Source organism: Stenotrophomonas maltophilia (assembly GCF_006970445.1).
Taxonomy (GTDB): Bacteria; Pseudomonadota; Gammaproteobacteria; order Xanthomonadales; family Xanthomonadaceae; genus Stenotrophomonas; species Stenotrophomonas maltophilia_AU.
In genome coordinates, this window is record NZ_CP033877.1 from 4,512,760 (window position 1) to 4,526,712 (window position 13,953).

General features: G+C 69.0%; 10 protein-coding genes. 6 read left to right on the top strand and 4 right to left on the bottom strand.

The window, feature by feature from the left end; all coding sequences use genetic code 11:
- Positions 1-2 precede the first annotated feature (2 nt).
- From recD to recC, 3 genes are read right to left on the bottom strand one after another with little or no spacing between them, the layout of a single operon-like run.
- Positions 3-1,883 carry an exodeoxyribonuclease V subunit alpha gene (gene recD, locus EGM71_RS20655; protein ID WP_188486845.1) on the bottom strand — a complete coding sequence of 627 codons (1,881 nt, stop codon included), beginning with the start codon at positions 1,881-1,883 and terminating at the stop codon, positions 3-5.
- Entirely contained in the window at positions 1,880-5,560 is a 3,681-nt protein-coding gene (gene recB / locus EGM71_RS20660) for an exodeoxyribonuclease V subunit beta (RefSeq protein WP_188486847.1), read from the bottom strand. The genes recD and recB overlap by 4 nt, the downstream gene beginning before the upstream one ends.
- Positions 5,557-8,904: an exodeoxyribonuclease V subunit gamma gene (gene recC, locus EGM71_RS20665; RefSeq protein WP_188486849.1), complete on the bottom strand. Its 3,348-nt coding sequence runs from the start codon at positions 8,902-8,904 to the stop codon at positions 5,557-5,559. Before recC ends, recB begins: the two co-directional genes overlap by 4 nt.
- Positions 8,905-9,093: 189 nt before the next feature.
- Between recC and EGM71_RS20670 the strand changes: the two genes are divergently transcribed.
- The 6 genes from EGM71_RS20670 to EGM71_RS20695 are packed head-to-tail and all read left to right on the top strand — an operon-like array spanning position 9,094 to position 13,193.
- Positions 9,094-9,882, top strand: coding sequence for an ABC transporter ATP-binding protein (locus EGM71_RS20670; RefSeq protein WP_014039019.1), 789 nt, complete (start codon positions 9,094-9,096; stop codon positions 9,880-9,882).
- Entirely contained in the window at positions 9,882-10,631 is a 750-nt protein-coding gene (locus EGM71_RS20675; RefSeq protein WP_005414955.1) for an MlaE family lipid ABC transporter permease subunit, read from the top strand. The genes EGM71_RS20670 and EGM71_RS20675 overlap by 1 nt, the downstream gene beginning before the upstream one ends.
- Before the next feature lie 59 nt (positions 10,632-10,690).
- Positions 10,691-11,215, top strand: a complete 525-nt coding sequence (mlaD, locus tag EGM71_RS20680; protein WP_014039020.1) for an outer membrane lipid asymmetry maintenance protein MlaD — start codon at positions 10,691-10,693, stop codon at positions 11,213-11,215.
- Positions 11,212-11,874, top strand: a complete 663-nt coding sequence (locus EGM71_RS20685) for an MlaC/ttg2D family ABC transporter substrate-binding protein (protein WP_014039021.1) — start codon at positions 11,212-11,214, stop codon at positions 11,872-11,874. Before mlaD ends, EGM71_RS20685 begins: the two co-directional genes overlap by 4 nt.
- Positions 11,864-12,175, top strand: a complete 312-nt coding sequence (locus tag EGM71_RS20690; protein ID WP_014648936.1) for an STAS domain-containing protein — start codon at positions 11,864-11,866, stop codon at positions 12,173-12,175. The genes EGM71_RS20685 and EGM71_RS20690 overlap by 11 nt, the downstream gene beginning before the upstream one ends.
- A gap of 1 nt (position 12,176) precedes the next feature.
- Positions 12,177-13,193 carry an MlaA family lipoprotein gene (locus EGM71_RS20695; protein WP_188486851.1) on the top strand — a complete coding sequence of 339 codons (1,017 nt, stop codon included), beginning with the start codon at positions 12,177-12,179 and terminating at the stop codon, positions 13,191-13,193.
- Positions 13,194-13,293: 100 nt separating this feature from the next.
- Here EGM71_RS20695 and EGM71_RS20700 read toward each other — a convergent pair whose 3' ends face one another.
- Complete coding sequence (locus tag EGM71_RS20700) at positions 13,294-13,839, bottom strand: glutathione peroxidase (protein ID WP_014039024.1); 546 nt, start codon at positions 13,837-13,839, stop codon at positions 13,294-13,296.
- Positions 13,840-13,953: the final 114 nt, after the last annotated feature.

Here is a 13,953-nt window from a genome sequence, read left to right on the forward strand (position 1 = left end):
ATTCAGAACAACTGGCCCTGCACCGTGGGCTGTTCGATGCGCATCGGTTGTTCGGCGACCGTTTCCACACCCAGCCGCCAGGCCAGGCCACCCAGCCGGCTGGCGTGGCGCTTCAACGCCGCCTGCAGCACGTCAGCGCCGCCCGCCACATGCAGCACCTGGCGGGCGCGGGTCAGGCCGGTATAGACCAGTTCGCGTGACAGCACACGGCTGTCCTGGCGTGGCAGCTGCAACCACACTTCATCGAACTCCGAGCCCTGTGCCTTGTGCACGGTCATCGCGAAGGCGCTTTCGTGAGCGGGCAGTGCCGCCGGGTGGAAAGCACGTGGTTGTTCAACGGTGTCGCCGGGGAACCAGGCCACCATCGCGCCACTGCCATCGCGCAGGCAGATGCCGATATCGCCGTTGAACAGGCGGTGCCGGTAGCTGTTCTCGGTGACCAGCAGCAGGCGGCCCTGGAAGTAGCCCGGGGTGTTGCCGGCCAGCAGCTGTTCGATGCGGCTGTTGAGGCCGCGTGCACCCTGCGGGCCTTCGCGCAACGCGGTCAGCACGCGCAGGCGCCCAGCCTGCTGCAGGGCGAGCACTGGATCGGCCGCGTCGGCCAACGCGCGCCAATGGCCGAGCAGATGCTCGCGCTGGCCACGCAATGGATCGGCCTCACCTTCGTGGAAATGCACGCCAGCCAATGCACCGCCGCGCAGCAGCTGCAATGCGGCGGCGCTGTCGCCCTCGCGCACGGCATCGGCCAGCGGTGCCAGGTCCAGCGCATCGCTCTGCCGATAACCGCGCTGCAGCTGCACGCGGCGCCCGGCGAAGGCGCGTGGCACGGCCTGCGGCTGCAAGGTGGCCGGCGCCAGCAGGCCATGCAACGCCTGCGCGTCGTCGGCGCGGGTACCGATGCCATCACCGCTGGCGCGCAGGATCGCGCTGAGCACGTCGCCGGCCTCGACCGATGGCAACTGATCGGGATCGCCAAGCAGGATCAACCGGGTGCCGCTGGCAATCGCATCGACCAGCTTGGCCATCATCGGCAGATCGATCATCGAGGCTTCGTCGACCACCACAACATCCACCGGCAACGGATTGTCGGCGTGGTGGCGGAAGCGCGGTGAATCGGGAATCACCCCGAGCAGGCGATGCAGGGTGGTGCCGGTACTGGGCAACCCCGCGCACAGCGTCGGATCCAGGCCTTGTTCCTGCAGCCGTTGCACAGCCACCCGCAGGCTCTCGGCCATGCGCTCGGCGGCGCGACCGGTAGGCGCGGCCAACGCCACCTCGGGCAGCGGCAGGCCGGCATGCCGGGCCTGCGCGGCCAGCAGCAGCAACAGGCGCGCGATGGTGGTGGTCTTGCCGGTGCCGGGGCCGCCGGTGACCAGCGCCAGCGGATGGCGCAGGGCCACGCCGGCCGCGCGTGCCTGATGATCTTCACTGCCCGATGCCTGCGGGAACAGCTGCGCGAACAACGGCGCCAACGCCATCATGTCCGGTGCCGGCAGCGGATGCCGACCGATGCGCTGCAGCCCAACGGCCAACTGACGCTCGTACTCGCGGTAGCGGCGCAGGTAGAGCAGGCCGTTCTCCAGCACCAGCGGCGCATCCTCGGCAATGGCGTCGGCTTGCTCCGGTGTCGCTACCCACGGCGATGCACGCAGCTGTGCCAACCAGTCCTGCGCGGCAGGCCACTCAGGCACGCCTTCCAGCAACCGCTGCGGTTGTGCCGGATCGAACGCGGCGTGGCCCTGCGACACCGCCAGCGAGGCCAACGCGGCCGCCAGCGCCACGCTGTCCGGGGTGTCGTCGCGCAGCCGCTGCAGGCTGGTCGCCAACGCGTGATCGAGGGTACGCAGCTGGCCCTTCTGGTGCAGTTCCTTCAACAGGCTCATGCGCTGGCTCCGCGCGCACGCTCGGCCAGCTCGGCCTGGGCCTGTTCGCCACCGGCGAACAGCGCATCGAGTGCATCCACCAGCGCCAGCGGGAAGCGGTCCACATGCACGCCGTTGCCGGCAGCATCCAGGCCGCGGCAGAACAGGTAGCGGATGCCGCCCATGTCGCGCTCGTAGTCGTAGGCTGCGCCCAGGCGGAAGCGCAGCCAGCGATGCAGCGCCACGGTATAGATCAGCGCCTGCAGGTCGTACTCGCTATGGCGCATGGCAATGGCCAGCAGGTCCGGGCTGTAGCCGGGCAGGCGGTTGGATTTGTAGTCGAGCACGTACCAGCGCCCGTCGCGCACGTAGGTCAGGTCGATCATGCCGGTCATCAGCCCTTCCAGGCGGCGGCGCTGGCCGAAGCCCCGGCGCGCGCTGGAAACGCCGTGCGCATGCAGCACCTGCAGCAGCGCCGGTACCGTGGTCGGTTCGATGGCGAAATGGAAGTCGATTTCCGCGCGGCGCTCCCCTTCACCCAGGCTGTGCAGCGCACCGCCTTCGGGCAGCGGCACGGTGAGCGTGTGGCCCACCAGCGGCACCAGCACCGCCACGCCATCGTCCAGATCGACGTCGGCATAGCCCTCATCGTGCAGCGCCTTGTGCAGCACCTCGGCCTGGCCCTCGGGAGCTTCCAGGCCCGGTTGCCAGTCACCCCAGGCCGCGAAGTCGACGTTCTCCATCGCCTCATGCAGCACATTGCCGAAGCGACTGCCCATGAAACGCGGATCGACCGGTGTGCTGTCCTCGGCCGCCGCAGCGGGTTCCGGCAGCGCGGGCTCCAGCGGCAGTTCCGGGCCCGCGGGTTCATCGGCGGCCGGTGCCGGCAGCTCGGTGGCCGCCGCTTCGATATCGCTGCCCGCACCGGCATCGGCGTGGGCCAACTGGGTGAAGCTGTACACCCACCAGTCGTGCGGCACGCGCCGGGTCAGGGCACGCACTGCCGGAAGGTCACCTTCCACTTCGGCCGCCAACGGTGGCGGGGTGGCCGGAGCCTCGCTGTCGTCGATATGCACATCGGCGTGCACGCGCAGTGCCTGCAGGTCGCCCAGCAGCGGTGCCAGCCGCGTCCTGCCCAGGCCGGCCAGATCACCCACGGCGAGCCACAGCGCATGCTCGGCACGGGTCAGTCCCACATATAGCAGGCGCGCATCCTCGGCGCGCTGCTCGCGCTCACGCTGGCTGCTGGCCGCTTCCCAGGCCTCGTCCCTGTCCAGCTTCCAGTGCAGCTGGCGCTGGCCGCCGACGTGCACGGTGCAGTGCGATGCAGTGTTCGGTGCACCGCCGTCGATACCGACGAAGGGCAGGAACACCAGCGGGTACTCCAGGCCCTTGCTCTTGTGCAGGGTGATGATCTGCACGCGGCGCGCATCCGATTCCAGGCGCAGCAGCTGCTGCTCGTCATCCTGGTCGGCGCTGGCCATCTGGCCCTGCAGCCAGTCCAGCAGGCCGTGCATGCCCAGCGCCTGCGCCGAGGCTTCCTGCAACAGTTCGCCCAGCTGCAGGTAGTTGGTCAGGCGGCGCTCGCCATCGATCAGCGCCAGCAGGCGTTCACCCTGGGCGGCACAGACATCGGCAATCACCGCGAACGGACCGCCGCGCTGCCAGCGCTCACGCCAGTGCAGCAGCTGTGCCTGGAACTCGCGTTGCAGGTCGCCCTCGCGCTCCATCGCGGCAATCGCACTGGCCCGCTGGCCAAGCAGCACAGTGGCCAGCACCGCACGCAGGCGGCCTTCGTCGGCCGGCTGCAGCAACGCCAACAGCAACGCACGCAGATCACGCGCTTCGGGGGTGGCGAACAGGCTCTGCTTGCCCGCTGCCACGGCAGGAATGCCGACCGCGGCCAGCGCCCGTTGCACCAGCGTGGCCTCGCGATGCGAGCGCACCAGCACCGCGATGTCACCCGGCCGCACCGGATGACCACGCAGCACGGCCTTGCCGGCGCGGGCATCGACCAGAATCTGGTGGATCGCCGCCACGCAGGCCTGGGTCGCCGCCTCACGCGAAGCATCGGCACTCATCGCCTTGTCACCGCCACTGCGCAGTACACGCAGGGTCAGGCCCGCCACAGCATCGCCGTCGCGCAGGTAGTCCGCATCGCTGCGCACGCCACCGGGACGCACCGGCTCGAACTGGATGTCACGCTCGAGGAAGGCGTCTTCGCCACCGTTGTCGTACAGCGCCTGCAGCGCGCGCAGCACGGCCGGTCGCGAGCGGAAGTTCTGGTCCAGCACCGGCGCCTGCTGGGCCACCTGCTTGGCCTTCAGGTAGGTGTGGATGTCACCGCCGCGGAACCCGTAGATCGCCTGCTTGGGGTCGCCGATCAGGAACAGCGCCGGCACCAGGCCCAGCTCGCGTACCTCCGGCGAATCGCCGAACACGCTGTGGAAGATGCCCCACTGGCGATCATCGGTGTCCTGGAACTCGTCGACCAGCGCAATGCGGTACTGCGCGCGCAACTGCTTGACCAGCGCCAGCCGCTGCGGACCTTCCAGGGCCAGCGCCACGCCATCGATCAGGTCGTCGTAGGTCTGGACCCGGCGCGTGCGCTTCAGCGCCTGCAGGCGCTGCGTGGCTTCTTCGCGCAGGCGGTGCAGGAAATTCAGCGCAGTGCCGCGCAACCAGGCATCGCGTTCGGCCAGCAGCGCGACATAGCGCGCCAACGGCGCCTGCAGCGGCGACGACGGCGTGCGATCGGCGAATTTCTTGTTGGTCTTGTCAGCCAGCACCTCCGGCAGCAGTGCCGGCAGGCGCTCGCTGACCAGCAGCTCGCGCGGGTCGCCGCGCTCGGCCCAGCCCAGCAGCTGCCGGCCCAGCGGGTGCAGCCAGCCCAACTTGTAGGACACACCGTTGAGCCACTTGTTGTCGACCGCATCGCAGAGGTCGATGAAGAACTGCTCGCCATGCTCGCGCACGCTTGCCGACAGTGCTTCCGCTGCCCTCTGCAATGCCGGGTGTGGATCGGCCAGCGCCACCGGCCGTGGCAACGGATGCAGCGGCGGCGCGCCCAGCAGCGCGCGCAGATCGGCGGCCAGCGCGTCCGGAGTGGACCACAGCCAGGTCAGCGGCTCCAACGTAGCCGGGTCATTGGCATGCACGCGCCACAGGTCGGCGGCCAGCTCTTCCAGCAACTCACGGTCGCTGGCCAGCAGCTCCGGCGGATCGAAGGTGTGGCCGCTTTCCAGCGCGTGCTCGCGCAGCACCCGGGTGCAGAAGCCATGGATGGTGAAGATGGACGCCAGGTCGATTTCGTCGGCGGCCACCTGCAGGCGGCGCTTCAGTGCGGCAGCGCTCTCGGTGCCCCCCTGCAGATGGCGCTGCAGCACCTCACGGGTCAGCCTCGTGTCCGGCGCTTCGCCCTCGGCCGGTTCCAGGTCGACCAGGCGCGCGGCCAGCGCCAGGCGCTCGCGGATGCGCTTGCGCAGTTCCTGGGTGGCGGCATCAGTGAAGGTCACCGCCAGGATCTGGCCGATGCGCAGGCCCTGCTCCACCACCAGGCGGGTGAACAGCGTGGCCAGCGTGAACGTCTTGCCTGTGCCGGCGCTGGCTTCGATCAGGCGGATGCCGTCCAGCGGCAGGGCCAGATAGGGGTCGCCGCTGAGAGATTCGATGCCGTCCTCGGCGATGGCGGTGCTCATGTGCCACGCCCCTGGCTCACGTCAACGCCAAAGGCACGGCCTTCGCGCAACGCACTGAAGACCACCTGGCTGTTGCGCAGCAGGTCGGCATAGCTGGCATCGGTAGCGAACGGGTCGGCACCACGCAGCAGCAGCTGCCAGGCGTCGCTGCTGGATTCCCCCCAGCTGCGGTCGCTGCCGTGCCATTGCTTCCAGCCTTCGCTGCGCTGTTTTTCTGTCGGCGCGTTGTACAGCACCCAACCGGTATACGGGGCGAAGCGCAGCGGCTCGCGCAGGCCGCGTTGGCGCAGCTGCAGCAGCGCGCGCAGCGCCGCGCGTGCAGCGGAGGCGCTCAATGCCGGCAGCACATGCGGGCCAGGACCGGCATCACCGCCATCGTGGAACTGCACCAGCGGCAACGCATCGCCGGCAGCGTTGGCCAGCAGCCAGTCCAGGCCCTGGCGGATCACCGCATTGCCATTGAGGGTACTGGCGCGCAGGCGCACCAGGCCTTCGGGATGACGATCAGCCACGCGGCCATGCAGGCGCACGCCGTCGATCTCCACCTCGTAACGACGGCTCTCCAGCGGTTCGCCCTGCATCCAGCCCAGCAATGCACTGGCATACGGGCGGGTCTTCAACTGCTCCACCTCGAACTGGCGCTCGCCCAACGGACCCGACGGCAGCAGGCCGCGCGCGCGCAGCCGCGGGTACAACGGCTCGGTATCGCCGCTGAGCGTGGCACGCACCACCGCCGCCTGTACGCTGCGCTTTTCCGGGCCGCGCGATGACAGCACCAGCGGTTCCAGGTCATCAACCTCCTCGGCGGCGTCGGCCAGGCGCAGGCCCAGCGACTGTGCGAGGAACTGCCCGGCCGGGTCGCACAGGAAACGGCGCAGGGTATCGAGCGTGACTTCGTCTTCCACCGCATCGTCGAGCGGCGGCGGCAACGGTGCGTCGAACCACGGCTGCAGGCCCCCGCGCTGGCCGGTGAGGCGACCGGCAGCCGGATGCCACTGCCGCCGATAGCTGAAGCGGCGTGGATCGCCATCACCGAACGCCGCCGGTGAGAACGGCTGCAATGCATGGCGCACGGTGAAGTCGCGGACCGCCGCAGGCGGATCCAGGTGATACGCGGCGGCGGCATCGATCAGTTCGCTGACCAGCACCGACGGCTCGCGCACGCTGCCATCGCGCGGGTCGGCGCCGAGATAGCTGAGGTAGAACACCTCCTGCGCGGCGGCGAACAGCTGCAGGAACAGGAAGCGGTCATCCTCGCGGGTGGAGCGGTCGCCCGGACGGCGACGCGGTGTGTCCAACTCGGCGGTGAGCTGGTTGAGACCGGCAGCCGGGTCACGACGCGGGAAGTCGCCATCATTGAGACCGAGCACGCAGATCACCCGGAACGGCAGCAGGCGCATCGGCACCATGCGGCCGAAACTGATGCCACCGGTCAGCAGCGGTGCGCGCGTATCGGCCTCGCCCAGCGCGCCGGCGAAGTGCGAACGCACCACCTCCGGTGGCACACCGTCTTCGAAACCGGCTTTGGCAGCATCGTCGGCGAACTGGTTGAGCAGCTTGCGCAGGCGCTCGAGGGCACGCTGGCTGTTGGGCGAGCTGGGTGCGTCCGGCAGCAGCGCGTCCAGCAGCGACAGCAGCCGCTGCCGCCACTGCGCCGGCGTAAGCAGCTCGCCGAGGCGACGCTGGTAGACCGCCAGCACGCGCAGCAGGCGCAGCAGCCTGTCCAGCGCTTCCAGCGCGCCGCCTTCCAGTTCGATCCACGGCGCCACGCCGGCCAGGTCAGCCTCGCTGCCGGTCGCGTGACCGAGCACCAGGCGGTCCAGTGCGAACTGCCAGGTGTAGGCGTCGTCGGCCGGCGCCTGGTGCTGGTTGCGGTGTTTCGCATCCAGGCCCCAGCGTGCACCGGCCTGCTGCAGCCAGCCATGCAGGCGATCGAAGTCCACCGCCTCCAGCCCGGCCGCTTCGGCCAGTGGCGCGCTGGCCAGCAGGTCCAGTACTTCATTCAGGCCAAAGCGCGAGACCGGCAGGCCCAGCAGGTGCACGAACACGTCGGCCAGCGGCTCGCCTGCGAGCGGACTGCTGTCGGCCAGCGCATAGGGAATGTGCTCGTCCTCGCCCCCGCGGCCGCCGAACACCGCTTCCAGGTACGGCACATAGGGATCGATGTCCGGCGCCAGCACCGCGATCTCGCGTGCCTGCAACGGCGGGTCGAAGCGCGGGTCCTGCAGCAGGCTGCGCAGCTGATCGTGCAGCACCTGCAGCTCGCGCAGCCGGGTATGGCAGGCATGCACCTGCAGGCTGGGATCGTCGCTGCGCAGCCCGTCGCGCAGCTCGCCCGAGGGCAGTGCGCGGCGGTGGAACAGATCGCGCTGCAGGCGATGCAGCAGGCTGTCGGACAGCCCCCCTTCGGCCAGGGTTGGCCGGGTGTCGTCCTCCGGATCGGAATAGGCCGCGATCTCGCCGGCCGGATGCACCACCTCGTAGCTGCCCAGCACCGCCATGAAATCGCGCCCCGCAGCGCCCCAGGCTTCCAGCAACCGGTTCTCGCCCGCGGCTTCACCGAAGGGATCCGGTGCACCGCTGCGCAGGCGCTCGGCCAGGGTCTGCAGGTCGCCCCAGTACGACTGCACGGGGGTGGGCATATAGAAGTGCAGCTCGCCCACCCGCGCCTGGGTGGCCATCACCCGCAGCACGTCGGGTGAGATGTTGAGCGTCGCGAACGCCGAGATGCGCGGCGGCAGGCCCTGTGGCAACGGCTGGCCAGCGCCCTCGAAGCGATCCAGGTAGGCCTGGATGCGGCGGGCGCGGTAGTCATGGCCACCGGCGATGGTGCGCCACAGGATCGCCTGCGGGTCGGCCGGGTCGGCGCCGGCCTCCCAGCGCAGCAGCCAGTCGCGGCGCCAGGCCTGGTACTTCTCGAACACCGATGCCAGTTCACCGGCCAGTGCCCACGGCTTCAGCGCATCGCCGCCGGCAAGATAGGACTGCAGCGCACGCATCGGTGGCTGTGCCAGCAGCGCCGGGTCGCGCAGTGCCTGATACAGCTTCCAGTGCAGGCCGGCCGCGTCCAGGTCGTCGCGTTCACCCGGCACATTGGCGTTGAGCGCCCGGGCAACGAACTCGCCCGGGGTCAGGAACTCAAGGTTGGCGGCCACGCCATATTCGGCAGCGAGTGTCGCTTGCAGCCAACGCCGCATCGCCACCTGCGGGATCAGCACCACCTCCGGCGCGAGCAACGGCTGGCCCGGAACCGGCGCACGCACGTTGCGCGCCAGCAGCGCGGCCAGCACGTCCAGGGAGTTGGAATGGTAGAGGCGGAAATCGCTGCCCGGGTCACTCATCATGCACAGTGTGCAGCACGGCAGGCAGTATTCAATGGTCAGCCCATCGCCGGTACGGATTGTTCCGGGCTGCCGGCCGATTGTCCCGGCCTGGCTAGGGTCTTGCCGTGCCACAATACTGGACCGTCCAGTCTGCTTATGTTCAGCCGACGGGCCCGATCCTTCGATGTCTAAAAAACGTTAATGGTGCCCATGTCGGCTTCCACCTCCAGTCTGGTGCAGTTATCCAACGTCCGCATCGACCGGAGCGGGCGCACGATCCTGCGTGACGTGTCGCTGCAGGTGCCCAAGGGCAGCATCACGGCCGTGCTGGGTCCGTCCGGCAGCGGCAAGTCGACCCTGCTGGCGGCACTGACCGGCGAACTGCGTCCGGTCGCCGGCGAGGTCACCCTGTTCGGCAAGCCGATTCCGCATGACAGCGGCGCGCTGCTGGAAATGCGCAAGAGCGTGGGTGTACTGCTGCAGGGCAACGGCCTGCTGACCGATCTGACCGTGGCCGAAAACGTCGCGCTGCCGCTGCGCACGCATACCCGCCTGCCGACCGCCGTGCTGCGCCGCCTGGTGGAAATGAAGCTGCATGCGGTGGGCCTGCTGGCCGCTGCCGATGCCTGGCCGCGCGAACTGTCCGGCGGCATGGCGCGCCGCGTCGCGCTGGCCCGCGCGCTGGCACTGGATCCGCCGCTGATGATCTACGACGAGCCGCTGACCGGGCTGGACCCGATCGCCTCGGGGGTGATCATGAGCCTGATCCAGCGCCTCAACCACAGCCTCGGCCTGACCAGCATCATCGTCAGCCACCACGTGCACGAGACCCTGCCGATCTGCGACCAGGTCATCGCCATTGCCAATGGCGGCATCGTGTTCCAGGGCACGCCCGAGGCGCTGCAGTCCAGCCAGGACCCGCTGCTGCGGCAGTTCCTGCACGGCCAGCCCGATGGCCCCATTCCGTTCGATGCCGCGCCGCGCGCGAGGGTCGCCTGATGCCGTTCGTTCAAGCCACCCGCTCGCTGGGCCGTGCCGGCCTGTTCTCGCTGACCGTGCTGCGTGGTTCGCTGCCGACCCGTGATTTCCTGGCCGAGCTGACCCGCGAGATCTACAAGATCGGTGCGCGCTCGCTGCCGATCATCGCCGTCGGTGGTGCCTTCGTCGGCCTGGTGCTGACCCTGCAGGGCTACCGCACGCTGACCACCTTCGGTGCGGCCGACGCGCTGTCGACCCTGCTCGGCCTGTCGCTGTACCGCGAACTGGCACCGGTGCTGACCGCGCTGCTGTTCATCGGCCGCGCCGGCAGCTCGATCGCCGCCGAACTGGGCCTGATGCGCGCCACCGACCAGATCAAGGCACTGGAGCTGATGGCGATCGACCCGGTGGCCAAGGCCGTCGCGCCGCGCTTCTGGGCGGCGGTGCTGACCGTGCCGCTGCTGACCGGCATCTTCTGCTCGCTGGCGATCAGTGCCAGCTACTTCGAAGCGGTGCACGTGCTGGGCCTGGACAATGGCGTGTTCTGGTCGGCGCTGCGCAACAGCGTCGATTTCTGGGATGACTTCGGCGTGGCGATGCTGAAGTCGGCGATCTTCGGCGGCACCGCCGCACTGGTCGCCGCCTACGTTGGTTTCCACGCCGAGCCGACCATCGAGGGCACCTCGGTGGCGACCACCCGTGCGGTGGTCAACGCCTCGCTGCTGGTGCTGATGTTCAACTTCGTGCTGTCGGCAATGTTGTTCACCTAACCCCTCCACCGGCGGTGCGCATGCGCGCGCGGCCACCACGACTCGATCAGGTAATCCACATGGCCATCCGCGGTCCCAGACTCGAATTCTCTGTCGGCGCATTCCTGCTGCTGGCCCTGGCCTCGCTGATGGTGCTGGCCGTGGCCTCGACCAACCAGCGCTGGAGCTGGGGCAGCCAGGGCTACGAGCTGAAGGCGCGCTTCTCCCAGGTCGGCCAGCTGCGCAAGCAGGCGCCGGTGAAGATCGGCGGCGTCACCGTCGGCCAGGTCGCCTCGATCGACCTGGATCCGGTGAAGTTCGAATCCATCGTGACCCTGCGCATGGACAGCAAGGTCAAGGACCTGCCGGCGGACACCTCAGCCGGCATCTTCACCAGTGGTTTGCTGGGCGAGAGCTATATCGGTCTGCAGCCGGGCGGTGACCCGGACGTGCTCAAGGCCGGTGACGAGATCGTCTTCACCCAGCCGGCGGTTGACCTGATCCAGCTGGTCGGCAAGTACATGTTCAGTGGCGGCGCCGGTGGTGGCGCAGGCCAGAAGCCCAACGATGGCGCGCAGGCGCCTGCAACGGAACCGCAACCATGAAGATGAAACTGATCCCGGCCCTGCTCGCCTCGACGCTGCTGCTGGCCACGCCGTTCCTCGCCCAGGCCCAGGCCGCCGCCCCCGCCGCAGCCGCGACGCAGGGCCAGGCCGGCAAGGTGGTGATCGATGCCAGCACGCGCATCCTCACCACCCTGCAACAGCGCCGGAGCGAGTTCAGCAGCAACCCGGCCAGCCTGCGCAGCTACATCGACAGCGAATTGAACCGCACCTTCGACCGCGACTATGCGGCACGCCTGGTGCTGGGCCCGCACGCCCGCGGCGCCTCGGATGCCGACATCAAGCTGTTCGCCGATGCCATGGCCGACAGCCTGATGCAGCGCTACGGTTCGACCCTGCTCAACATCCAGGGCAAGCCGAGCTTCCGCCTGAAGGGTGAAAGCCCGTTGCCGGGCAATCGCGGCGTGCGCGTGAGTACCGAACTGGTGCGCGCCGGCAGCGAACCGACGCCGGTCGAGTACTGGATGCGCAACGTGAACGGCCAGTGGAAGATCTTCGACGTCAACATCGAAGGCATCTCCTACGTGCAGACCTTCCGCAACCAGTTCGATACCCCGCTGCGCCAGAAGGGCATCAAGCAGGTGGCCAGCGAACTGCACAGCGGCAGCATGCAGGCCGGGCCCGCGGGCAATGGCAAGTAACGCACTGGCGCTGCTGGAAGGCGACACCCTGCGCCTGCGCGGGGTGCTTGACCGTGCCGCGGTGATCGCACTGTGGCCGCAGCTGCAGGCCCTGCCGGCCAAGCTGGCACGGCTGGAGCTGGGCGAGGTCGAGCGCGTGGACAGCGCCGGCCTGGCCCTGCTGGCCGAACTGGCGGCCCGTGCACGCAAGGCGGGCCATGCGCTGGCCATTTCCGGCGCACCGGCCGGCTTCAACGAGCTGAGCGCAGCCTACCGGCTGTCGCCCGACCTGGATTTCAACGCTACTTCTGCTGCGAGCTGACATGAACGTCGTACGCACTTTCCCCCTGATCCTCCTGGCCACCGCCCTGACCGCCTGTGCCGGCAAGCCCGCGCGCAGCGATGCACCGGTCGCCAGCACCGTGGTTGCGCCCAGCCCTGCTGCCGAAGCGCCGGCCGCAACGGCCGATACCGGCGTGGTCGACGCTGCTCCGGTCACCCCCGTGGCCAACCCTGCGGCGCCCGCCACTTCGTCGCCGACGGCTGCGCCGCAGGGCGCAGCGGCCGGCCCACCGAAGGCCGCAGCGTCCACCGCCGCCGCCGGCGACGATGATTTCGACGCCCTGTATGGTGGCACCGGCAACACCGGCAGTGCGGCGGCCTACGATCCGTGGGAACCGTTCAACCGCAAGGTGCACACGTTCAACAATGCGGTCGACCGCGGCGTGGCCCGCCCGCTGGCCACCGCCTACACCCATGTGGTGCCGCGCTTCGCGCGTACCGGCGTCAGCAACTTCTTCAGCAACCTGCGCGCGCCGGTCACCATCACCAACCAGCTGCTGCAGGGCCGCGGTGCCGATGCGTGGGACAGCCTCGGCCGCTTCCTGATGAACAGCACGCTGGGCATCGGTGGCCTGTTCGATCCGGCCAGCAAGGCGATGGTGCCGCGTCGCAATGAAGACTTCGGCCAGACCCTGGGTGCCTGGGGCTGGCGTCGTTCGCGCTACGTGGAACTGCCATTCTTCGGCCCGCGTACCGTGCGCGATGTGTTCGGCCTGGCCGGTGACATCCCGTTGTCGCCGATGCGCCGCATCGAAGAAGACAAGATCCGCATCGGCCTGCAGGGCCTGCAGCTGGTCGATACCCGCGCGCAGCTGCTGGCGATCGACGATCTGCGCGACACCGCAGTGGACGAGTACGCCCTGGTCCGCGATGCCTGGATGCAGCGCCGCAACTACCAGATCGAGAACGATCTGCGCAGCAAGCGCGACCGCGGCCACGACGATGCCAATTCGCCGATCCCGGTCGATGCGATGCCGATGCCGCAGTGGACGCACTGAGTCCGGTCTGCAGCGCATGAAAAACCCCGCCTCGGCGGGGTTTTTCTTTTCCGGCGGGGTTCCTTTCCGGTAGGTGCCAACCTTGGTTGGCACGCGTTCCTCAGGCCGCCAGTGCCGCCTCGATGGCCTCGCGCAGGCGCGCATCATCGGCGGCCACATCCGGCGCAAAGCGGGCGACGACCTTGCCATCGCGGCCGACCAGGAACTTCTCGAAGTTCCACAGCACCGCCGGTGCCGGATGGATCGGGATCTCCTTGCTGGCCAGGCGCTCGCGCAGCGGGCCTTCACCGATCGACTGCGGCTGCGCAGCGGTCAGCTGCTGGTATAGCGGGTGGGTGTCCTCGCCAGCCACGCTGATCTTGGAGAACATCGGGAAACTGACATCGTAGGTGAGCTGGCAGAACTGCTGGATCTCGGCCTCGCTGCCCGGCTCCTGGCCGAGGAAGTTGTTTGCGGGGAAGCCCAGCACTTCCAGGCCCTGTGCATGCTTTTCCGCATACAGCGCCTGCAGGCCTTCGTACTGCGGGGTCAGGCCGCACTTGGAGGCAACGTTGACCAGCAGCAGCACCTTGCCCTGGTAGTCGGCAAGCGAGGACGGCTGGCCGTCGATGGTGGTGAGGGAAATGTCCTGGATCGGGGTGCTCACGCGGGGGCTCCGGCTACGGCGGGGAATGGCCCATCAGCATAGCGCCGCGCGATGCCGGTAGTGCCGGCCGCTGGCCGCTGGCCGCTGGCCGCTGGCCGGCGATCGTGCGACCGT